At 67.3% G+C, this 21,552-nt stretch carries 17 protein-coding genes; 12 read left to right on the forward strand and 5 right to left on the reverse strand.

Translation table 11 applies throughout. The features are described from left to right. Window positions 1-460: 460 nt before the first annotated feature. Window positions 461-3,016, forward strand: a complete 2,556-nt coding sequence (locus DKM19_RS39960; protein WP_110706326.1) for a glycoside hydrolase family 9 protein — start codon at window positions 461-463, stop codon at window positions 3,014-3,016. Window positions 3,017-3,058: 42 nt separating this feature from the next. Here the strand turns inward: DKM19_RS39960 and DKM19_RS39965 are convergent, their stop codons facing one another. Beyond that, a complete protein-coding gene (locus DKM19_RS39965) occupies window positions 3,059-3,304 on the reverse strand; it encodes a hypothetical protein (protein ID WP_110703196.1) in 246 nt (81 codons plus the stop codon). A 172-nt stretch (window positions 3,305-3,476) separates the two neighbouring features. Between DKM19_RS39965 and DKM19_RS39970 the strand changes: the two genes are divergently transcribed. The 8 genes from DKM19_RS39970 (at window position 3,477) to DKM19_RS40005 (ending at window position 13,932) form a co-directional block, all read left to right on the forward strand. Continuing rightward, a complete protein-coding gene (locus tag DKM19_RS39970; protein ID WP_204358441.1) occupies window positions 3,477-4,643 on the forward strand; it encodes an acyltransferase family protein in 1,167 nt (388 codons plus the stop codon). Between the two features lie 43 nt (window positions 4,644-4,686). Beyond that, window positions 4,687-5,352: a B3/4 domain-containing protein gene (locus DKM19_RS39975; RefSeq protein ID WP_110703201.1), complete on the forward strand. Its 666-nt coding sequence runs from the start codon at window positions 4,687-4,689 to the stop codon at window positions 5,350-5,352. Window positions 5,353-5,522: 170 nt separating this feature from the next. Next, window positions 5,523-9,188 carry a multifunctional oxoglutarate decarboxylase/oxoglutarate dehydrogenase thiamine pyrophosphate-binding subunit/dihydrolipoyllysine-residue succinyltransferase subunit gene (locus DKM19_RS39980; RefSeq protein ID WP_110703204.1) on the forward strand — a complete coding sequence of 1,222 codons (3,666 nt, stop codon included), beginning with the start codon at window positions 5,523-5,525 and terminating at the stop codon, window positions 9,186-9,188. Window positions 9,189-9,296: 108 nt separating this feature from the next. Continuing rightward, complete coding sequence (locus DKM19_RS39985) at window positions 9,297-9,476, forward strand: DUF6104 family protein (RefSeq protein ID WP_110703207.1); 180 nt, start codon at window positions 9,297-9,299, stop codon at window positions 9,474-9,476. 210 nt (window positions 9,477-9,686) lie between these two features. Continuing rightward, a complete protein-coding gene (locus tag DKM19_RS39990; RefSeq protein WP_110703210.1) occupies window positions 9,687-10,472 on the forward strand; it encodes a DUF4097 family beta strand repeat-containing protein in 786 nt (261 codons plus the stop codon). After that, window positions 10,469-11,233 carry a PadR family transcriptional regulator gene (locus tag DKM19_RS39995; protein ID WP_110703212.1) on the forward strand — a complete coding sequence of 255 codons (765 nt, stop codon included), beginning with the start codon at window positions 10,469-10,471 and terminating at the stop codon, window positions 11,231-11,233. The genes DKM19_RS39990 and DKM19_RS39995 overlap by 4 nt, the downstream gene beginning before the upstream one ends. A 221-nt stretch (window positions 11,234-11,454) precedes the next feature. Further along, window positions 11,455-12,117 (forward strand): TrkA family potassium uptake protein, encoded by a 663-nt coding sequence (locus DKM19_RS40000; RefSeq protein ID WP_204358442.1) that lies wholly within the window; start codon window positions 11,455-11,457, stop codon window positions 12,115-12,117. 306 nt (window positions 12,118-12,423) lie between these two features. Continuing rightward, window positions 12,424-13,932, forward strand: coding sequence for an N-acetylmuramoyl-L-alanine amidase (locus DKM19_RS40005; RefSeq protein WP_110703218.1), 1,509 nt, complete (start codon window positions 12,424-12,426; stop codon window positions 13,930-13,932). A 195-nt stretch (window positions 13,933-14,127) separates the two neighbouring features. Here DKM19_RS40005 and DKM19_RS40010 read toward each other — a convergent pair whose 3' ends face one another. Genes DKM19_RS40010 through DKM19_RS52655 form a run of 3 tightly spaced genes read right to left on the reverse strand, consistent with a single transcriptional unit; the run spans window position 14,128 to window position 16,116 of the window. Next, on the reverse strand, window positions 14,128-15,087 hold the full coding sequence (locus DKM19_RS40010; protein ID WP_110703221.1) for a zinc-binding dehydrogenase: 960 nt from the start codon (window positions 15,085-15,087) through the stop codon (window positions 14,128-14,130). 9 nt (window positions 15,088-15,096) lie between these two features. After that, window positions 15,097-15,984 (reverse strand): hypothetical protein, encoded by an 888-nt coding sequence (locus tag DKM19_RS50190; protein ID WP_162642113.1) that lies wholly within the window; start codon window positions 15,982-15,984, stop codon window positions 15,097-15,099. Between the two features lie 3 nt (window positions 15,985-15,987). Next, window positions 15,988-16,116, reverse strand: a complete 129-nt coding sequence (locus DKM19_RS52655; protein WP_255415464.1) for a hypothetical protein — start codon at window positions 16,114-16,116, stop codon at window positions 15,988-15,990. A 319-nt stretch (window positions 16,117-16,435) separates the two neighbouring features. Between DKM19_RS52655 and DKM19_RS40020 the strand changes: the two genes are divergently transcribed. Beyond that, complete coding sequence (locus DKM19_RS40020) at window positions 16,436-17,551, forward strand: serine protease (protein WP_110703224.1); 1,116 nt, start codon at window positions 16,436-16,438, stop codon at window positions 17,549-17,551. A gap of 105 nt (window positions 17,552-17,656) precedes the next feature. Here the strand turns inward: DKM19_RS40020 and DKM19_RS40025 are convergent, their stop codons facing one another. Continuing rightward, window positions 17,657-18,121: an SSI family serine proteinase inhibitor gene (locus DKM19_RS40025; RefSeq protein ID WP_162642114.1), complete on the reverse strand. Its 465-nt coding sequence runs from the start codon at window positions 18,119-18,121 to the stop codon at window positions 17,657-17,659. Between the two features lie 518 nt (window positions 18,122-18,639). Here DKM19_RS40025 and DKM19_RS40030 point away from each other — a divergent pair. Continuing rightward, window positions 18,640-20,196, forward strand: a complete 1,557-nt coding sequence (locus tag DKM19_RS40030; RefSeq protein WP_239513847.1) for a hypothetical protein — start codon at window positions 18,640-18,642, stop codon at window positions 20,194-20,196. 207 nt (window positions 20,197-20,403) lie between these two features. After that, on the forward strand, window positions 20,404-21,543 hold the full coding sequence (locus tag DKM19_RS50195) for a serine protease (protein ID WP_162642116.1): 1,140 nt from the start codon (window positions 20,404-20,406) through the stop codon (window positions 21,541-21,543). Window positions 21,544-21,552: the final 9 nt, after the last annotated feature.

Raw genomic sequence — 21,552 nt, forward strand, 5'->3', positions numbered from 1 at the left:
TACGCCTCCCTGTGGACGCTCTCGAATCTCGCCGGCCGTTCGTCATCCACGGGCGGTTCCCATGAACGGCCTCCTCTGTCAGCGCGAAATACGGACATCCTCCCTATGTGCGGATCGGCCCCATCATTTCTCGCCAGCCGGAGACTCTTTGGCGTATCGGCAACGCATTCGGGCGTCCCAAAAGAGCCGGATCTTCGCACAGTGGCATTTCTCCGGTCTCGACCGAGGGGGCGTCGGGCCGACGAGAAAGGGACATCTTCCGATACGAACCGGGCACCCGGCTCGACGAGAAGGCCGAACGATCAGCGAGGAGGGCGTCGCGTCGATCTTTTGAAAGTTTCATCGGGCAAATCGGTCATTCGCCCGGTCAGTGGTCAGGCGCCGGGGGCGGCTCATTGACGCTGGGGAAACCCGCTGGAAACATCGGCGCATCTCAGTGTGGGAGCGCTCCCACATGCGGATGCATCCTTCGCTCAAAGGACCCCCCGTGATCAGACCACCTGCCTGGCTCGCCCTCACCCTGGCCGCCGCCCTGGTGACCCTGACCCCACTACCCGCCGCCGCCGACGGCCCGGAACAGATCGTCAACGGCACCTTCGACACCGGTACGGCTCCGTGGTGGAGCACCGGCAACACCGCGCTCGAGATCGACGGCGGCCGGCTCTGCGCCGACGTCCCCGGCGGCACCGTCAACCCGTGGGACGTCATCATCGGCCAGGACAACGTCGCGCTGGTCAAGGACGAGACGTACGAATACTCCTTCTTCGGCATCGCGACCCCCGGCCGGGTCGCCAAGGCCCTCATCCAGCTCCCGGTCGACCCCTACACCCAGTACCTGTCGGCCAACCCCGAGCTGAGCGTGTCCGGCAACGACTACACCTACACGTTCACCTCGCCGGTCGACCTGCCGACCGGGCAGGTGGCGTTCCAGCTCGGGGGCAGCGCCACCCCCTGGAGGTTCTGCGTGGACAACGTCTCCCTCAAGGGCGGGGCCGAACCCGACGTCTACCAGCCCGACACCGGGCCGCGCGTCCGGGTGAACATGGTCGGCTACCTGCCCACGGGGCCGAAGAACGCCACCGTGGTCACCGAGGAGACCGAGCCGGTCGGCTGGACGCTGAAGCGTGAGGGCGCGACCGTCGCCCACGGCGACACCGTCCCGCGGGGAGTGGACCCGAGCTCACGCCAGAACGTGCACTCCATCGACTTCGGCGCGGTCACGACCCCCGGCACCGGCTACACGCTGGAGGCCGACGGCGAGACCAGCCGCCCGTTCGACATCGACGCGAACCTCTACGAGGAACTCAGGGCCGACGCGCTGAAGTTCTACTACACCCAGCGCAGCGGGACACCGATCCTCGACGCCCTGCGCCCGGGGTACGGCAGGCCCGCCGGGCACGTGGGGACCGCCCCCAACCAGGGGGACGTCGCGGTGCCGTGCCAGCCCGGCGTCTGCGACTACACGCTCAACGTGAAGGGCGGCTGGTACGACGCGGGCGACCACGGCAAGTACGTCGTCAACGGCGGCATCTCCGTCCACCAGCTGATGTCCGCCTTCGAGCGCTCGAAGACCGACGGGACCCACAAGGACGGGGACCTGAACATCCCGGAGAGCGGCAACGGGGTGCCCGACATCCTGGACGAGGCCCGCTGGGAGCAGGAGTTCCTGCTCAGCATGCAGGTCCCCGCCGGCAAACCGCACGCGGGGATGGCCCACCACAAGATCCACGACGCCGCGTGGACCGGATTGCCGCTCCTGCCCCACCTCGACCCGCAGAGGCGCGAGCTGCACCCGGTCTCCACCGCCGCCACCCTCAACCTGGCCGCCACCGCGGCCCAGGCGTCCCGGCTGTTCGCGCCGTACGACGCCGCGTTCGCCGCGCGGAACCTGGAGGCGGCCCGGAAGGCCTGGGCCGCGGCGAAGGCCGACCCGGCCCGGTACGCCGACCCCGCCGACGGGGTGGGCGGCGGCGCGTACAACGACAACGACGTGACCGACGAGTTCTACTGGGCGGCCGCCGAGCTCTACATCTCGACCGGCGAGAAGGAGTTCAGGGACTACGTGCTCGCCTCCCCGCACCACACCGGGGACATCTGGCGCGACCGCGGATTCGACTGGGGCAACACCGCCCAGCTCGGCCGCCTGCAGCTGGCGAGCGTGCCCAACGCCCTCCCGGACCGGGCGCGGGTGCGGCAGTCGGTGCTGGAGGGCGCCGACAAGTATCTCGCCGTCCAGAAGGCGCACCCGTACGGCCTGACGTACAACCCGCCGGACTTCGACTGGGGCTCCAACAACCTGGTGCTGAACAACATGGTCGTGATGGCCGTCGCGCACGACATCAGCGGCGCGGCGAAATACCGCGAGGGGGTGCTGGAGGGGATGGACTACCTCTTCGGCCGCAACGCCCTCAACCAGTCCTACGTGACCGGTTACGGCGAGGTCGCCTCCAAGAACCAGCACAGTCGCTGGTACGCCCACCAGCTCGACGCCGCCCTGCCCAACCCGCCGCGCGGCACCCTGTCCGGCGGGCCGAACTCGAGCATCCAGGATCCGGTGGCCCAGGCTAAGCTCCGCGGCTGCGCGCCCCAGTTCTGCTACATCGACGACATCGAGTCGTGGTCCACCAACGAGCTGACCATCAACTGGAACTCCCCGCTGGTCTGGATCTCGTCCTTCCTCGCCGCCCCCGCCCCCGCAGGCGTCTGCACGGTGACCTACACCAACCGCGACCAGTGGCCGGGCGGGTTCAACACCCAGGTCACTGTCGTCAACACCGGCAAGAAGGCGATCAACGGCTGGGCCCTGAAGTGGTCCTTCCACGGCGGCCAGGAGGTCCGGAGTCACTGGAGCGCCGACCTGTCCCAGAGCGGCGCGACCGTGACCGCCAAGAATCTCGGCTGGAACAAGACCATCAAACCCGGTGACTCGATCACCTTCGGCTTCCTCGGCGCCGAGGCCCCCGGCCCCAACCTCAGGCCGGAAAGGTTCCTCCTCAACGGAACCCTCTGCCGCTGACCCCTCGGGGCGGCCGCCCTCCCCGGCGGCCGCCCCGGGCGATCAGGCCCCTTCCGCGGGGTCCGGGCGGGGTGTGACGGCTTTGACGAGCCGGGTGGAGGCGGTGGTGGCGTAGCCGACGGCGGCCAGTACCTGCTCGCACTCCTCACGGGTCAGTTCGAGCCCTGTCAGCCGGTCGGCCAGCAGGCTCATGTGGGCGGCGTACTCGGTGCAGACGAGGATGACCGCGGCGACCGGGTCGACGTCGTCCGGTCCTGCGTCGGCGGCGGGATCAACGATGGGCGTCATACCGATCACGCTACGCCGATCGGAGCGGCGGACACGGCGAATCCCGCTCGGTACGCGGCCGATACATGGCTGAGCGTCCACGGATACGCAATCTCGGCAATACGGACATCTGCTCGGCACAGGGTGGCTGACGTGCGCCATTGCGGCGTACCGAGCCCCCGGAGGTGCCTCCATGCGTCGTCCTGCCCGCCCACCGGGCATGCCCGTCCCGGAGGCGATCACGCCGCCGCCCGTGCCCGCGAGCGACACCGGCCGGGAACGCACGATCTGGGCCGACGTGGCCAAGGGCATGTGCATCCTGCTCGTCGTGCTCTGGCACGTCGTCACCAAGCACTACCTGCGGATCGACTGGCGCGTGTCGCCGCCGATCCCCGGGGCCTGGGGCGCCCTGACCGAACAGCTCCTGCCGCTGCGCATGCCGCTCTTCTTCACCATCTCCGGCATGTTCGCCGTCGGCGCGGTGAGGAGGCCGTGGCGGGTCCTGGGCCGTTCGAAGGTGGCCAGGTTCCTCTACCTCTACACGGTGTGGCTGTTGATCCACACCATGCTGCTGGCGCTCGTCCCGGACTTCGACACCGCCCGCGCCACCGGCCCCCTCGACCTGCTGGCCCAGCTGACGATCACCCCGTCCAACCTGTGGTACCTGTACGCGCTCGCCCTGTATTTCGCCATCGCCAAGGCCGCGCGCCGCCTCCCGGCGGCCCTGGTCCTGGGAGCGGCCCTGACGCTGTCGGCCGTGGCCTCCGCCGGGCTGCTGGAGACTCCCGGCAACCGCGGCGGCCTGTACCAGAACCTCGTGTTCTTCCTCGCCGGGCTGTACTTCCGGCCGCTCGTCGAACGGCTGGCCGCCACCGCGAGCCGGCCACGCCTGGCCGCGCTCGGCGTCTCCTACGCCGCCGTCCTCCTGGCCATGACGGCCACCGGCGCGCGCGCCTGGCCCGGTGTCTGGCCGGCGGTCTGCGTCCTGGCGACGGTCCTCGGCGTGACCGCCGCCGCCCAGATCAGCCGATGGACGGCCCTGGGCGACGCGCTGGCGAGACTCGGACGCAACACCCTGCCCGTCTACATCATCCACATGCCCCTGCTCGCGCTGCTGCACCAGGCGCTCCTGCCTGCCCTGTCCACCGGCATGGACGGCAGGCTACGGCTGCCGCTCACGGTCGCCGAACCGCTCCTGATGAGCGCACTCCTGGTGTGGCTGTGCCTGACGCTTCACCAGGGGCTCCTGAGAGCCGGAGCCACCTGGCTGTTCGACCTGCCCGAAAGACGCGGTCCTCGCGAGGTGGGCGAGCCCGCCGGACACGAAACAAGTGTGAGATCCGTCATAGGGCCGCCGTAGTCCCGTCACAGGTGGGGGAACTCGCGCGACCTAAGCTGGGGGCGTGATCGAAGAGATATGGGTGGACCCCGCGGTCAGCGCGCTCAGGCCGGACTTCGCGGTGCTGGTGATGGGGGTGTACGGCCTGCGCAACGGGGCGACCGACGACAGGTCGCGGAGTTGGCTGGCGGAGGCGGCGGAGAAGGCCGTGGCGGTCGACGACCCGAAGGTCGAGGCGTGGAGAGACGCCTACCGGGCGTTCGGCGCGAAGCCGCAGCGGACCAGGCCGTCGGTGGACGCACTGGTCAGGCGTATGCCGCTGCCGGAGATCAACCTGGTGGTGGACGCCTACAACGCGATCAGCGTCAGGCACGGCCTGCCCATCGGCGGGGAGGACCTGGGCCACTACGAGGGCACGGCCAGGCTGATCCGTGCGAGTGGGGACGAGTCGTTCGAGATCGTCGAGAAGGGCGAGCCGGCGATCGACCACCCGGAGATCGGCGAGGTGGTCTGGCGGGACGACAGGGGGGTCACCTGCCGCCGATGGAACTGGCGGCAGTGCGTCAGGACCCGCATCACCGAGGAGACCACGGACGCGTTGTTCCTGCTGGAGCGGCTCGCGCCCATGTCCATGGAGGAGCTGGACGCGGCGGGAAAAGAACTCGTCAAGATGCTTGAAGAGATCACTCCGGAAGTCCGCGTCGAGTCCCGTCTCGTCGGACACGGTTGACCAGGACCGGAGTGGCGCAACAGATCTGCAAGGAGTGACCGTTTTAGACTGTGCTGAGAGGATCGACGCGGAAGCTGTGCTTCAGACTGGCGCATGTTCCGGCCGAGGCGAGTAGCCTTGGACAGGTTCTCTTTCATCAACGCCGATCTGCGGAAGAGGCGATTTCCGCCGTGTCGTCTGAGTCGTCGCGGACAAACCCGCTGGCAGCCTTTGGTCAAAACGAATGGCTTGTCGACGAGCTGTATCAGAAGTACCTCCAGGATCCCGAGTCTGTGGACCGCGCCTGGTGGAACTTCTTTGCTGACTACACCCCTGATTCCGGGTCCGGCAGAGCCGCACCCCAGGGAGCGGCCACAGCCGCGCCCGCTAGCCCACCCGCTGCGACTCCGGCGACCCCGCCTGCCGCACCGCCGACCCCCGCGCCGAGGGCCAAGGCCGCCCCCGCGGCCCAACCCAAGCAGGAGATGAAGTTGCCCGCCGGCGCCGAGGAAGTCCGACTCCGTGGGGCGGCCGCCCGAACGGCGGCCAACATGGAGGCCAGCCTCGAGGTTCCGACGGCGACCAGCGTGCGCGCGGTCCCGGCGAAGCTGCTCGTCGACAACCGCATCGTGATCAATAACCACCTGTCGCGTGGTCGCGGTGGCAAGGTGTCGTTCACGCACCTGATCGGCTATGCGGTGATCAGGGCCCTCCATCTCCTCCCGGAGATGAACCACGCCTACGCCGAGGTCGATGGCAAGCCCGTCCTGGTGAAGCCGGAGCACGTCAACCTGGGCCTGGCCATCGACATCGCGAAGAGCGACGGCACCCGCCAGCTCCTCGTGCCGTCGATCAAGGCGACCGAGGACATGGACTTCCGCCAGTTCTGGGTCGCGTACGAAGACGTCGTGCGCAAGGCCAGGTCGGGCAAGCTCGGTGTCGACGACTTCGCCGGCACCACGATCTCCCTGACCAACCCGGGCACGATCGGCACCGTTCACTCCGTGCCGCGCCTGATGCCGGGACAGGGAACGATCATCGGCGTCGGCGCGATGGAGTATCCCGCCGAATATCAGGGTGCCTCCCCCGAGACGCTCTCGCGCCTTGCGGTGAGCAAGGTCATGACGATCACCAGCACGTACGACCACCGGATCATCCAGGGCGCCCAGTCGGGCGACTTCCTGCGGCAGGTCCACCGGCTCCTGCTGGGCGAGGACGGCTTCTACGACGAGATCTTCGAAGACCTCCGGATCCCCTACGAGCCGATCCGCTGGGTCCAGGACATCTCCGCCACGCACGACGACGACGTGGCCAAGTCGGCCAGGGTCATCGAGCTGATCCACGCCTTCCGGGTCCGCGGTCACCTGATGGCCGACACCGACCCGCTCGAGTACAAGCAGCGCAAGCACCCCGACCTCGACATCAAGTCGCACGGGCTGACGCTGTGGGACCTCGAGCGCGAGTTCGCCACCGGCGGCTTCGGCGGCCGGCCCCTGATGAAGCTGCGCGAGATCCTCGGCGTGCTGCGTGACTCCTACTGCCGCACCATCGGCGTCGAGTACATGCACATGCAGAACCCCGAGGAGCGCGCCTGGATCCAGGCGCGGGTGGAGCGTCCGCACGCCAAGCCCGACCGCGAGGAGCAGCTGCGGGTCCTGGAGCGGCTCAACACCGCCGAGGCGTTCGAGACGTTCCTGCAGACCAAGTTCGTCGGCCAGAAGCGCTTCTCCCTGGAGGGCGGCGAGTCCCTGATCCCGCTGCTCGACTCGGTGCTCAGCGCCGCCGCGGAGGAGGATCTCGACGAGGCCGTGGTCGGCATGGCCCACCGTGGCCGCCTCAACGTGCTGGCCAACATCGTGGGCAAGTCCTACGGCCAGATCTTCGGCGAGTTCGAGGGCAACCTCGACCCGCGCAGCGCCCACGGTTCGGGCGACGTGAAGTACCACCTGGGCTCGTCCGGCGACTTCGTCTCTCCCGACGGCTCCAAGCTCAAGACCTCGGTCGTGGCCAACCCCTCGCACCTGGAGACGGTCGACCCGGTCCTGGAGGGCGTGGTCCGCGCCAAGCAGGACCTGCTGGAGCGCGGCGAGGAGGGCTTCACCGTCCTGCCCGTGCTCGTGCACGGCGACGCGGCCTTCGCGGGCCAGGGCGTCGTGGCGGAGACCCTGAACCTCTCGCAGCTGCGCGGCTACCGCACCGGCGGCACCGTCCACATCGTGGTCAACAACCAGGTCGGCTTCACGACGAGCCCGGCGAGCTCCCGGTCCAGCGTGTACGCCACCGACGTGGCCCGGATGATCCAGGCCCCGATCTTCCACGTCAACGGGGACGACCCCGAGGCCGTGGTCCGGGTCGGGCGCCTCGCGTTCGAATACCGCCAGGCGTTCCGCAAGGACGTTGTGATCGACCTGATCTGCTACCGGCGCCGGGGCCACAACGAGGCCGACAACCCGGGCTTCACCCAGCCGCTGATGTACGACCTGATCGACGCCAAGCGCTCCACCCGCAAGCTCTACACCGAGGCGCTGATCGGCCGGGGCGACATCACGGTGGAGGAGGCCGAGGGCGCGCTCCGCGACTACCAGGCCAAGCTGGAGAACGCCTTCGCCGAGACCCGCGCGGCGGCCAAGGAGCCCACCGGCGAGTTCGCTCGTCCGATCGACCGGGAGAACGTCCCCTGGTCGCACGACGACACTCCGACGGGCATCTCCGAGGAGACCGTCAAGCAGATCGTGGAGACCCAGCTCAACATGCCGGAGGGCTTCACGGTCCACCCGCGCCTGCTGCCGGTGCTGCAACGCCGCGGCCAGATGGTCTCCGAGGATCACATCGACTGGGGGATGGGCGAGACCCTGGCCTTCGGTTCGCTGCTGATCGACGGCCACCCCGTCCGCGTAGTCGGCCAGGACACCCGGCGAGGCACGTTCACCCAGCGCCACGCGGTGCTGGTGGACCGGGTGACGGGCGAGGAGCACACCCCGCTCAAGGCCTTCAACCAGGGCACCACGAAGTTCTACATCTACGACTCCCTGCTGAGCGAGTACGCCGCGCTCGGCTTCGAGTACGGCTACAGCGTGGAGCGTCCCGACGCGCTGGTCGCCTGGGAGGCGCAGTTCGGCGACTTCGTCAACGGCGCCCAGTCGATCATCGACGAATACATCACCTCGGGCGAGCAGAAGTGGGGCCAGCGCTCCTCGGTCACGCTCCTGCTGCCGCACGGCCACGAGGGCCAGGGCCCGGACCACTCCTCGGCACGCATCGAGCGCTTCCTGCAGATGTGCGCCCAGGACAACATGACCGTGGCCCAGCCCACGCTCCCGGCGAACTACTTCCACCTGCTGCGCTGGCAGACGAAGTCCCAGCGGCACCGTCCGCTGGTGGTCTTCACGCCCAAGTCGCTGCTGCGGCACAAGGCGGCGGTCTCGGCGGTCAGCGAGTTCACCTCGGGGTCGTTCCGGCCGGTGCTGGGCGACACCACGGTGGATCCGAGCGGCGTCCGCAAGGTCGTGCTCTGCTCCGGCAAGGTCTACTACGACATCGCCGCAGCCCGTGACAAGCAGGGCCGCAACGACGTGGCGGTCGTCCGCCTGGAGCGGCTCTACCCGTTCCCGACGAACCCGCTCCTCGCCGAGCTGGACCGCTACGCCGGTGACATCGAGCTGGTGTGGGCGCAGGACGAGCCGATCAACATGGGCCCGTGGCCGTTCCTGACGCTGAGGATGGCCGAGAACCCCGACGCGTTCGGCGGGCGTTCGATCAAGCGGGTCTCCCGCAAGGCGAACTCCTCCCCCGCTTCGGGCTCGCACTCCACGCACGATGCGGAGCTGCAGCAGATCCTGGGCGAGATCTTCGGCTAGGGATCGGCGACAGCGAAGCAGGCATCATCCCGAAGTCCCCCGCAGGGATCCCTGCGGGGGACTTCCCCGTTATGACAGGTGACGGCAGACGCCACCACGAGGAGAACGATGTACTTCACCGATCGGGGTATCGAGGAGCTCGTCGAGCGCCGCGGAGAGGAAACGGTCAACATCGTCTGGCTGGCCGAGCGGCTACGCGAGTTCGTCGACCTGAACCCCGAGTTCGAGACCCCGGTGGAGCGGCTGGCCACCTGGCTGGCCCGGCTTGACGAAGACGAGGACGAGTAACCGGGACCCGGGCCGTCGGCCCGAGCCGGCGGTCCGCACCGCCAACCCGGATGGCAGCCCACGCCGGCGGCTCCGACCGGTAGCGCGCACCGATGGCTCGAACCGGCAGTCGAGGCCGGCAGGACAACCCGTCCAGGAAAGCAAAACACGATATATCTTGACCTCTCGCATGACGCGACATATCGTGTCCGATATAAGGAGGTCACGAATATGCGGCAATGGATCATCGAGAAGCCGGAGCAACTCACCTTCGAGTCCGTGAGCAAGCTCAACGTACGAATCGTGGCGGGAAGGCTGGCGGTGCTGGCCAGCGACGGCCCTCCCACTCTTGAGGTCACCGAGGTCGGCAATCCACCATTGATCGTCACCCATGAAGATGACGGGACACTCACCGTCACCTACAAGGACCTGACCTGGGACGGCATGCTGGGCTGGCTGCGCCCCGGGAAGCGGGAGGCGACGCTGACGTTGACCGTGCCGAAGGAGTGCCCGATCAACGTGGGAGTGGTCTCCGCCTCCGCCGTCGTCGCCGGCTTCGAAGGCCGCACCTCGGTCAAGAGCGTCTCCGGTGAGATCGTGCTCGACGGGGTGAGCGGCGAGATCCACGCCGACACCGTCTCCGGCACCATGGAGAGCCGCAATCTGGTCGGCGACCTGTCCTTCAAGAGCATCTCCGGCGAGTTGACCGTGGCGCAGGGCACGCCCCGCCGCTTGCGTGCCACCACCGTCTCCGGCCGGATCACCGCCGATCTGGAGCTCCCGCCGACCGGTCACGTGACGCTGAACAGCGCCTCGGGCGACATCGTGCTCCGGCTTCCGCACGAGGTCGACACCGACGTCACGATCCGCTCCAACTCCGGAAAGATCAGCACCGCCTTCCCCAAACTCGCCCAGGGCGGGAAGACACTGACCGGCCGGATCGGTGGCGGCATGGCCTCTCTGACCGTGAGCACCATATCCGCCGACGTCACCCTGTTGAAGGGAGAGCAGGTATGAGCCCGGTCTTCGGCCACGGACGGTTGCGGCTCTATCTTCTCAAGCTGCTGGAGGAGAGCCCTCGCCACGGCTACGAGGTGATCCGGTTGCTCCAGGACCGGTTCCTCGGCGTCTACTCCCCCTCGCCCGGCACGATCTACCCGCGCCTGGCCCGTCTGGAGGAGGAGGGCCTGGTCACCCACGAGCTCGTGGACGGCAAGAAGATCTTCACCATCAGCGACCAGGGCCGCGCCGAGCTGAACGCGCGGCTCGACGAGCTCGCCGATCTCGAGCAGGAGATCTCCGACTCCGTCCGCGACATCGCCCGCGAGGTCAAGGAGGACGTGCGCGACACGGTCAAGTCGCTGCGCGAGGAGCTCACCCAGATGGCGCGCGACGTACGCCAGGGCGCCAAACAGGACCAGCAGCACAGCGGGCAGCAGGACCGGCAGGACCAGAGAGAGGCCAAGCAGAACGAGCGCGAGTCCTGGCGCGAGCAGAAGGCCGAGTGGCAGCGTCAGAAGACCGAATGGCAACGCCAGAAGCGTGAGTGGCAGCGTCAGACCAACGAGTGGAAGCACGACTGGAAGCGCGTCTGGGCCGGCACCTTCACCGGGGAGGGGTCACGTGCCAATGACGCCCGGCTCGGGCAGATGCTGGCCGACTTCGTCGAGGAGGTCCGCAGGGACGCGGCGAACGCGCAGGTGAGCGAGGAGACCCTGGCCACCGCGCAGGACGCGCTCTACGACGCCGCCCGCCGTATCCGCGACGCGCTCCGATAATCCTTTCTCGTACGGCCCGAGGCCGGGCAGTCACGGAACTGCCCGGCCTCGAAGCCGGTCTCCCGACAGGCCGGCCTTCACCAGCGAGGCTTCTCGCATCGCGGTGAGCCCGCCTCGAAGTGGCCGGCCGCCGCGGAAGTCAGTACATCCTCGCCTATGAGTGGCATAGCGATCCGCCAACGGGGTTGTTAAGGTGTGCCACGTCATGGAGAGGATCATTGTTGGCTGACAGCAGAAACGATCCCGTGGTGGTGATCGGGCTCGGCCGGTTCGGCAGTTCCCTGGCACTGGAGCTCACCCGCAGGGGAACCGAAGTACTGGCCATCGACAGCCGGCCCAAGCTCGTACAGAGCCTGTCGGGCCAGCTCACCCATGTCGTCGTCGCCGACTCCACCGATCTCGAAGCGCTGCGCCAGCTCGGGGTTCCGGACTTCTACCGGGCCGTGGTGGCCATCGGCACCGAACTCGAAGCCAGCATCCTGACCACCTCCCTGCTGGCAGAGCTGGAGATCGACGACATCTGGGCCAGGGCCGTCAACCACGAGCACGCCCGCATCCTGCAGCGCGTGGGCGCCCACCATGTGCTCCTGCCCGAGCACGACATGGGCGAACGGCTGGCGCACCTGCTCAACGGGCGCATGTTCGACTACATGGAAGTCGATGAGAACTACGCGCTGGTCAAGACCCGCCCGCCGCACGAATACATCGGCGTCCCGCTGGGAGAGTCCAACCTGCGCCGTAAGTACGGGGTGACCGTCGTCTGCGTCAAGGGCAAGGACGAGGAGTTCACCTACGCCGGCGCGGGCACGGTCCTGGCCTACGACGACATCATCGTCATCGCGGGGAAGATCAAACAGGTGGAACGGTTCGCCGAACTCCCCTGACCTCCGGCCTACCGCGGTGGTTCATCAGACGACCGGCGGCCGTCGCCGCCCGTGAAAGCCGCACGGGAAACCTCGGTTGTCTTCGGCTGTCTTCTGTCGTCCAGAGCTTCGTGGCGCCGACGATGACGTAGCCGCCGGTGGAAGGCCGGCCGGGTGGGATCGTCGTGCCCGGATCCCGGCCACCGCTCTCGCGCGCGAGTAAAGACGGAAATCTTCTTCTAACTCGCCAGTAATGTCAATTATCGACATTTGTCATGAAGAGCCCTTACTGTGCAGCCGTTGGCACCCCCCGTTCGAGGAGCGATCATGACATTTGCCCGCGCCCGATTAGCCGCCATCGCCACCCTTCTCCTCACCGCCCTCCTGATCCTCACCGGCCGTCCCGCGATCGCCGCACCCGAAACGCCGCTGGCCGCCGCGTTCGACCGCGCCGCCGCCACCCATGAAGTGCCCCGTGACCTGCTCATCGCACTCGCCTACTCCGAGACGCACCTCGACGGTCACGGTGGCGCGCCGAGCGCGAGCGGCGGCTACGGCGTGATGCACCTGGTCAGCAACCCCACGACGCACACTCTCGAGAAGGCGGCCGAGCTCACGGGAGTGCCGGCCGCGAAGCTCCGTACCGACACCGAGGCCAACATCCTCGGCGGCGCCGCCGTCCTGCGCTCCTACGCCGACGAGCTCGGTCTCGACGCGGCGGCCAGGAAGGACGCGGGCCGGTGGTACGCGGTCGTGGCCAAGTATGGGAACGCCGGGGCCCCCGAGGTCGCCCGGCTCTACGCCGACACCGTCTACCAGCTCCTCGGCACCGGCATCAAGGCGGCCGGGGTGACGGTCGCCCCGCAGGAGGTCCACGCCGACCTGGGCGCCTACGCCCGGACGGCCGACCTCAACGCGGTGGCCGCCGTCAGCCCGGACTACCCGAACGGAAGCTGGGTGGCCGCGAGCAGCGGTAACTACGTCGTCTCCAATCGCCCGACGAGCAACACGATCGACCGGGTCGTCATCCACATGACCCAGGGGTCGTACGCCGGCACCATCTCCTGGTTCCAGAACCCCAGCGCCAAGGTCTCGTCCCATTACGTCGTCCGTTCCTCCGACGGCGCCGTCACGCAGATGGTCCGCAACAAGGACGTCGCGTGGCACGCGTCGAACTACAACACCCGGTCCATCGGGATCGAGCACGAGGGCTTCGTCAGCGACGCCTCGTGGTTCACCGACGCGATGTATCGCTCCTCCGCCGCGCTGACCCGCTACATCTGCGACAGGTACGGCATCCCCAAGGACCGCACCCACATCATCGGGCACAGCCAGGTGCCCGGTGCGACGCACACCGACCCGGGAACGTACTGGGACTGGACCAGATACATGCAGTACGTGACCGGGAGCGGCGGCGGCACTCCGTCGTGGTCCGTCACCGTCGACAACGCCACCGCAGGGAAGTTCACCGCCAGCGCGAACTGGGGCACCTCCACCTACTCCAGCCAGCGAAACGGCGCCGACTACCGGTTCGCCGATCCGGTGACCGTCAGCGACTCGGCCTGGTTCCGGGCGACCATTCCCACCGCGGGCAGCTACCGCGTCGACGTCTGGTATCCGTCCGACCCCGGTTACAGCAGCTCCGCGCCCTATATCGTCACCACTTCCGCCGGTAACCAGACGGTGTACGTCGACCAGCGCTCCGGCGGCGGCGGTTGGCGCAGCATCGGCACCTTCTCCCTCAACGCCGGTGACTACAACGTCGTCGGCGTGAGCCGGTGGACCTCCGGCGTCGGCTACGTCATCGCCGACGCCGTCCGGATCACGCGGCCCTGAGACGAGTACGGCTCGCGCCTCGCGCGAAGGCGCGAGCCGTACTCCCCCGGGAGATCACGCTGGAGCGGATCTCCGATCGGCCTCCGGAGAAGCGCGAGCCGTGCTTCTCACAGAGATCGTCCTGGAGCAATTCTCCGGCCGATCCCTCGACACGCACGGGTCGCGCCCGCGCAGGGATCGCCCCGGAGCGAACCGTCAGGGCAGGGTGAAAACGATCTTTCCGAACAGGTTGCCCTCGTGCATGGCGGCGAACCCCTCGCGGGCCTCGGTCAGCGGGAGTGTCCGGTCGATCAGCGGGCGGGCTCCGGTCTGCTCCAGGAAGCGGGCGAGTCTGCCCAGCTGGTCGCGGGTGCCCATGGTCGAACCGACCACCGACAGCTGCAGGAAGAAGACCCGGTTGAGGTCGGCCGGGGGAACCGCGCCGCTGGTCGCACCGCAGATCACGATCCGGCCGCCGGGACGCAGCGCCTTCAGCGAATGGGCCCAGGTGGCCTCGCCGACGGTCTCCATCACCGCGTCCACCCTCTCGGGCAGCCGGGCGCCGCTCTCAAAAGCCTGGTCGGCGCCGAGCTCCAGTGCCCGGGCCCGCTTCTCCTCCGAGCGGCTGGTCACCCAGACCCGGTAACCACCCGCCCTGCCCAACGTGATCAGTGCCGTGGCCACGCCGCCGCCGGCGCCCTGGACCAGCACGGTCGAGCCCGGCTCCAGCTCGGCCTTCTCGAACAACATCCGGTAGGCGGTCAGCCACGCGATCGGCAGGCAGGCCGCCTCCTCGAAGCTCAGCGCGGCGGGCTTGGGCACCAGGTTGCGCCGGGGAACGGCCACCCGCTCCGCGAAGGTGCCGTCGTACTTCTCCGACAGCAGGGATCGCTTCGGGTCGAGCGTCTCGTCGGCGCCGCTGCCGATCACCGAGTGCACGATGACCTCGTTGCCGTCCTCGTCGAGTCCGGCGGCGTCACCGCCGAGCACCATCGGCAGCTGGTCCTGGCGGATGCCCACGCCCTTGAGCGTGAACAGGTCGTGGTGGTTGAGCGAGGCTGCCTTCACCGTGACGGTGGTCCAGCCTTCGGGAACCTTCGGCTCGGGGCGTTCACCGAGCGTGAGTCCGGCAAGGGGATTGTCGGGATCGATCTGGGTGGCGGTTACAGCGAACATGGCCGCACCCTACGCCACCTGCTTGATCACGATGCCGTTGATCGCCCTCTCGACGAACCCGCGCTCTCCTGAAATCGCCACGTACACCCCGTCCTGGCAGGCCTCGGCGGAGAAACGGCGTCGCTGCTGGATGACCGAGAGTTCGATCGACTCGACGTTGCAACCCGGAACCGGTGCGAGCACCAGCAACGCCTCCCTCGCCCCGCCGAACCAGAGTTGCGGCCCCACCCTCTCGCTTTCGAGGCCCTCGCCCGCCCGCGCCAGCAGGATCGGAGGCTTGGCGCTGAGCACGAGGTAGCCGCCCTTGGTCACCTTGCCGCGCAGGTTCTTGGCCCAGAGCAGCCGCTGCTCGAAGGGCATGCCGTCCCTCTCGTCGTGCAGCGCCATGTACCAGGGGCCGTAGGAGAACAGCAGCACCTCTCCCTCGGCGGGACTCATGGGGTGCCAGAGCGTGGTCTTCCCGGTCAGCTTCCGGATCATCGGCTTTCCCATGGCGACCCCGGCCGGCCCTCCCGGAGGCGCGGTCAGCTGCCGGTACAGATCCTTGCGTCCGTCCAGCCAGGCCCCCTGAGCAGGCCGTACTCCCAACTTGGCCAGGCCCAGCTCGGCGGGATAGCCGACCTCGGCCTTGGAGCCGTCGGGGAAGACCACGTCCAGGATCTCCCTGTCGCCCTCGCGCCGCGGCTTGGGGTAGAGGGCGTTGGGGACCTCCTCCACGGTGACCTGCGGCTGGATGGGTACGGGATCGGGAGACACCGGCGGCTCAGCGGGATGCCGGCTCGCCAGCAGCACGATCACCGGAACGGCCACGAGCACGGCCAGCACCGCGAACCCGATCCAGCGCCGAGGGCCCTTCGGAGCCTCCATCTCGGCGATGTCGTATCTGCCGTCGGCCATGTCTCAGGCTGCCTTTTCGGGCACGTACGGCTCTCGCCCCGGCTCCCCCGTGATGATCCGGGAGGCCGCCACCCCGAGGGGCGACTGCGGGGCCGTACCGCCGAGGTAGGGGATGCGGGCATCTCCACTCATGAAAGCATCCAACCAGAACAGAGTTCGAGTTAATAGTCCGGAGTTTCCCGAGTTGCTTGAGAAACCGGCGATAATCGCTGTTACCGATGTTGCCCGAGGTGTCGTGGAAGGCGTCAAAAACCCATATTGACCTGCATGAATACCCATTCGTTAAACTATAACTAATTGCTATTTTAATAACGGGATCGCATCGAAGGGAACCATCTCAGACTTTTTCACGTCATTTCCTCGCCGAGCGCTTGATCCATTCAGTAACGTTCCGATCGTTTTCCCGGCACGAAGATGTCCCGTCTTCACGCCGAGAACGAAAGGAGCTCCCTTGAATTCCCGAGCACGGCGCCTCACGATCCCCCTCACCGGCCTTCTCATGATCGCCGGAATGATCGGCGCCACCACCAGTGCCAACGCCGGCGCTGCCCCCAAGGACGTCGTCAGCTCCCAGGCCTCGGAGACGCCTACGGAGGCGACCTCCTTCTGGTCACCGGAGCGGATGCGCAAGGCCACGGACGCGACGGGCGACATCGACCTGAGCGTCAAGGGTGGCGCTCCCTCCACCGCCGCGGGCCCCGACGGCCCCGTCGGATCGGTCCCGCCGATCGGCGGGGAGGGCACGAAGACCCTCAAGAGCAAGCAGGTCAACCTGCCCAACACCGTCGGCCGGGTCTTCTTCACCCTGCCCAAGGCCAACCCCGCGGACCCGAAGAGCTGGAAGTACTGCTCCGGCAGCTCCGTCCAGGGCAAGTACCGCAACCTGGTCGCCACCTCGGCGCACTGCGTGTACGACGTGAAGAGCAACCAGTTCTACGACAACTGGATCTTCATCCCGTCCTACTGGGACGGCGACCAGGCGTGGGACGGCAAGAACCCCTACGGCATCTACGCGGCCAAGTGGTTCAACGCCCACGACGACTTCGTCGTGAAGGAGGACTACGACTTCGACTACGCCTTCGTCAACGTCAGCTCCGGGTTCAAGGTGAACTGGGAGAAGGGCGCCGACGGCAAGTGGAAGCCGCTCATCAAGAACGTCGGCCGGCTCGGTGACAACGTCGGCGGCCAGGGCTTCGCCTGGAACCAGAAGGTCAAGAGCACGGTCTTCTCCTTCGGCTACCCGGCCGGCCTGCACCCCGACGGGGACAAGCCCTTCACCGGCCGCACCATGAAGTGGTGCTACGGCACGACCGGCGCCATGCCGGCCGCACCGAAGTACAACGTCCAGGAGCACATCGGCTTCAAGTGCTCGTTCACCGCGGGCGCGAGCGGCGGCCCCTGGCTGCTCAAGTACAAGAACTCCACCCGGACCGGCTACCTGGTCGGCGTCAACAGCATCGCCTGGGACACCGACAAGAACGACCGGTACGACAAGATCTCCTCGCCGTACTTCAACGGCGACACCCACAAGGTCTACACGACCGCTGCCAACCGCTGGACCAAGTAACCTGCTCGATCGGCCGGTTGTAAGGCCATTCGGCCGGCCGGAGTGACGAGGGGCCCGGTCTTCGGACCGGGCCCCTTCACCCCTTCGCCTTCAGCGGTTCGCCCTTCAGCGGTTCGACAGCTTGGCGGCTCCCGCGGCTCCAGTGGTCTTGGCGGTTGCAGTGGTTTTGTCGGTTTGAGCAGTTCCAGCCGCTCCCGTGCCACCCCGGTGACGGGGACGCCACGGGCGCCACGAGCCCTTGGGGCGCCAGCCCCATGAGTCCCAGAAGGCGAAGACCGGGCCGGTCTCGGCCCACAGTGAGCAGGCGTTACCGAAGGTCCGCTCGAATCGGATGAACCGGTCGTTCCAGATACCGGTCGCGCTCACGGTGACCGGGTCGTACTGCAACGTACAGATCACCCCCCGTGGCGGGACGAGGTCGGCGGGATGACCTCCCACCTCCTCCAGCACCTCACACGCCCACTCCGGGTCGGAGTGCGTGCCGCCCGGCGGATCGCACTGGAGCAGGGCATGCCCCACCACGGGCGCGGACCTCTCTCCCTTCGCGATGGTCAGCGTGAGCGTCTTCACGGTGGGTGGAGGTTCGACAGCGCTCGAAACCGGTCCGTTCCCGACGGGACGCTCCGGATAGGGCGGAACCGGTCTCTCCGCGGACGGATCGAACCCGTCAGGCGGCGGTTCCGTGACCGCGCCGGCCGTACCGGAGAGAAGGAAGAGCCCAGCGGTGACCAGACAGAGAAGACGTCGCATGAGATCCCCCGATTGCGCGTGACGCCGGATGCCCGTTCAGCCTCCCGTGGCCGCCCCCGCCCGGGCAACAACCGCCTCCGGCGTTTTCGCAGGTCACGCTCGTGTACGGCGTGCGACTCCGCGTACGGCCGAGCACAGGTGGATCAGACGCGGATCATGAATCTCTGGTTCCACCTATTTGATAACGAAATCATATCGGTCCGAACCAATGCCCGATTTGTAGCTTTTTAACCCTTCTTTGCCTAGTACGGTCACGTCTTATCTCTTTACTCATGTGTGGATTGCGTCCCGAGTGATCCATGACCCCTCGAGTGATCCATGAAGTACAAGGAGCTAAATTGAACCCCCGAGCCAAGCGCCTGATCCTCCCCCTCGGAGGGGCCCTCGTGGTCACCTCCATGGTCGGCGCATCCTTCTCCAGCGCGGCCCAGGCCGCGCCCGACCCCGACGCCAAGACGACGGCGCTCACCTCCTCCGGTAACGCGAAGGCCATCGCGGGCTACTGGACGGCCTCGAAGCTGAAGGGGGCGACGACCTACCTCGCCGACTCCACCGTCTCCGCCAAGCTCACCAAGACCGGTGCCACCAGGGCGGCCGCCGACGGCAAGCCGGGCGTCGTCGCCCCGACCGGCGAGGGCGGCAAGACCGCCGGTGTCTCGAAGAACCTGAACCTGCCGATCACCGTCGGCAAGGTCTTCTTCATCGACGACAAGGGCAAGGAGCGTTGGTGCTCCGGTAGCTCCGTGCAGTCGAAGTACCGCAACCTCGTCGCCACGGCCGGTCACTGCGTGTACGACACCGACACGAACAAGCCCTTCAACAACTTCGTGTTCATCCCCGGCTACTACCAGGGCAAGGCGCCCTGGGGTATCTACGTCGGCGCCAAGGTCAACACCCACGACGACTTCACCGTCTACGAGGACTACGACTTCGACTACGCCTTCGTCAACGTCTACAACGGCATCAAGCAGCAGCCGGAGAAGGAAGTCGACTACAAGACCTACAAGGCACACGTCGACAAGGGCGGCGTAGGCCGTGAGAGCGCCACGACCGTCGACGCCGCGACCTACGACAAGTGGACGCAGAAGGGCGGCCTCGGCAAGGTCGACAACGTCTCCACCGAGGACGAGGTCGGTCCGCAGTACAACGGTGCCGTCGCCGTCGCGTCCGAGACCGGCAAGGAGACCTGGGACAAGATCCCCGGTCAGGTCTACGGCCTGAAGGACGACAAGGTCACCCTCAAGGGCAACGCGGTACCCCAGGCCTCGTGGCCCAAGACCGGCTCCAAGGTCGAGAGCCGTCTCGAGAACGTCACCAAGACCGAGTACGACGCCTACAAGGGCCTCGGCTACCGGAAGATCGACGCCCGCGGCAACTACACCATCACGTACTACTACGTGGTGAAGTACATCAAGAAGACCGCGACCGTGAAGTACACGATCTTCCGTCACTACATCTCGACCGTGGCCGACGCCGGCCGCCTGGGCGACAACGTCGGCGGTCAGGGCTTCAGCTGGAACCAGACGCTGGGCAAGAAGGTCTTCACCTTCGGCTACCCGACCGCCCCCCACCTGGACGGCGACAAGCCGTACTCCGGGCAGACGCAGAAGTGGTGCTACGGCACGACCGCCGCCGCGCCCGTCGTCTCGGCGTACAACGCCCAGGAGCAGCAGGCGATCAAGTGCGCCTTCACCCCCGGCGCCAGCGGTGGCCCCTTCCTGCTGCAGTACAAGAGCAGCAAGCGGACCGGTTACCTCAACGGCGTCGTGAGCCTGACGGTCGACAGCGACAAGAACGGCCGCTACGACCGGGTGACCACCCCGTACTTCAACGGTGACACCTACGGCATCTACAAGTACGCCGCCAACCTCTGGACCGGGAAGCTCCCGGCCTAGGTCACGGACGTTCCGAACGTGGAAGGACCCGGCATCCGCCGGGTCCTTCCACGGGCCTCACGGGCCGCTTATGCATCCGGAGACAGACTGGCCGGGTAACGGACTGAGAGCGGATCGGCAAAGGGAACTGCCCAAAAGTAAGTTGATCTGAAAAAATCACCCATTAGTACCTTGATTCACTCTGGGCTTCGGAAAGGAACGGTCCTCTTGTCTCCCCGCGTACGACGGCTCACGTCCACGCTCGGTGCTCTGCTCGCCGCATGCGTGACCATGACGTCCGCGTTCGCCGGGATCGCCGCGGCCACCCCTTACAACGGGATCCCCAACGGCATCACGTCGATCACCCTGACGAAGAACAGCGCCGACATGAAGCGGGTCGCGGAGTACTGGAATCCGGCCAAGCTCAAGCAGGTCATGAACAACGTCCCGGCCAATCCCGAGATGAAGTCCAGCGGCACTTCCTCAGCCTCTCCTTCGCCCACCGCCACAGCGGCCTCCGCCATGGACACCACCGCCGCGATAACCACCACGACGAGCTCCGGCACCTCCGCCCAGCTCGTCAAGCCCACCCTCCCGAAGAAGAGGCCACCGGCCACTGGCACCTCGCCGGTGACCGTCGGCAAGGTGTTCTTCCGGATCGGGGACAAGGACTTCTGGTGTTCCGCCTCGTCGGTGGCGTCGGCCAACCACGACCTGGTCGCCACGGCGGCGCACTGCGCCTATGACGCCAAGCAGGGCAAGGCGGCCAGCTACTGGATCTTCATCCCGGGCTACAACAAGGGGGAGACCCCGTACGGGATCTACGTCGGCCATTCGCTGAACCTGCACGAGAGCTTCGTCGGCCGGGGTGACTACGACTACGACTACGCGTTTGTCACCGTGCACGACGGGTTCGTATGGAAGCCGGGCAAGACGGCCGGCACCTACGAGATGCAGACCGTCGGGAGCCTGGAGGACAACGTCGGCGGGCAGGGTCTGGCGGTCAACCGCGGCGTACGCCTGTACACCCTGGCCTTCGGTTACCCCGCGGCTCCCCATATCGACGGCAGCAGACCGTACGACGGCCAGCAGCTGAAGTCGTGCGACGGGCTCACCACCCGGCAGCAGGCCCCCACCCGGCTGGTCGAGGAGGGCATCGCGCTGAAATGCGGGTTCACCGCCGGCGCCAGCGGAGGCCCCTGGCTGATCGGCTACGACACCAAGCACGCCGTGGGGTATCTCAACGGTGTCAACAGCTTCACCTGGGACACCAACACCGATCGGATCTACGACCAGATCTCCTCGCCGTACTTCAAGATGTCGACCTTCATCGTCTACCGGTGGGCGGCAAGCCAGCGAGTGAGCTAGCCCTGAAGG

This window comes from Streptosporangium sp. 'caverna' (assembly GCF_003203775.1).
Classification (GTDB): Bacteria; Actinomycetota; Actinomycetes; order Streptosporangiales; family Streptosporangiaceae; genus Streptosporangium; species Streptosporangium subroseum.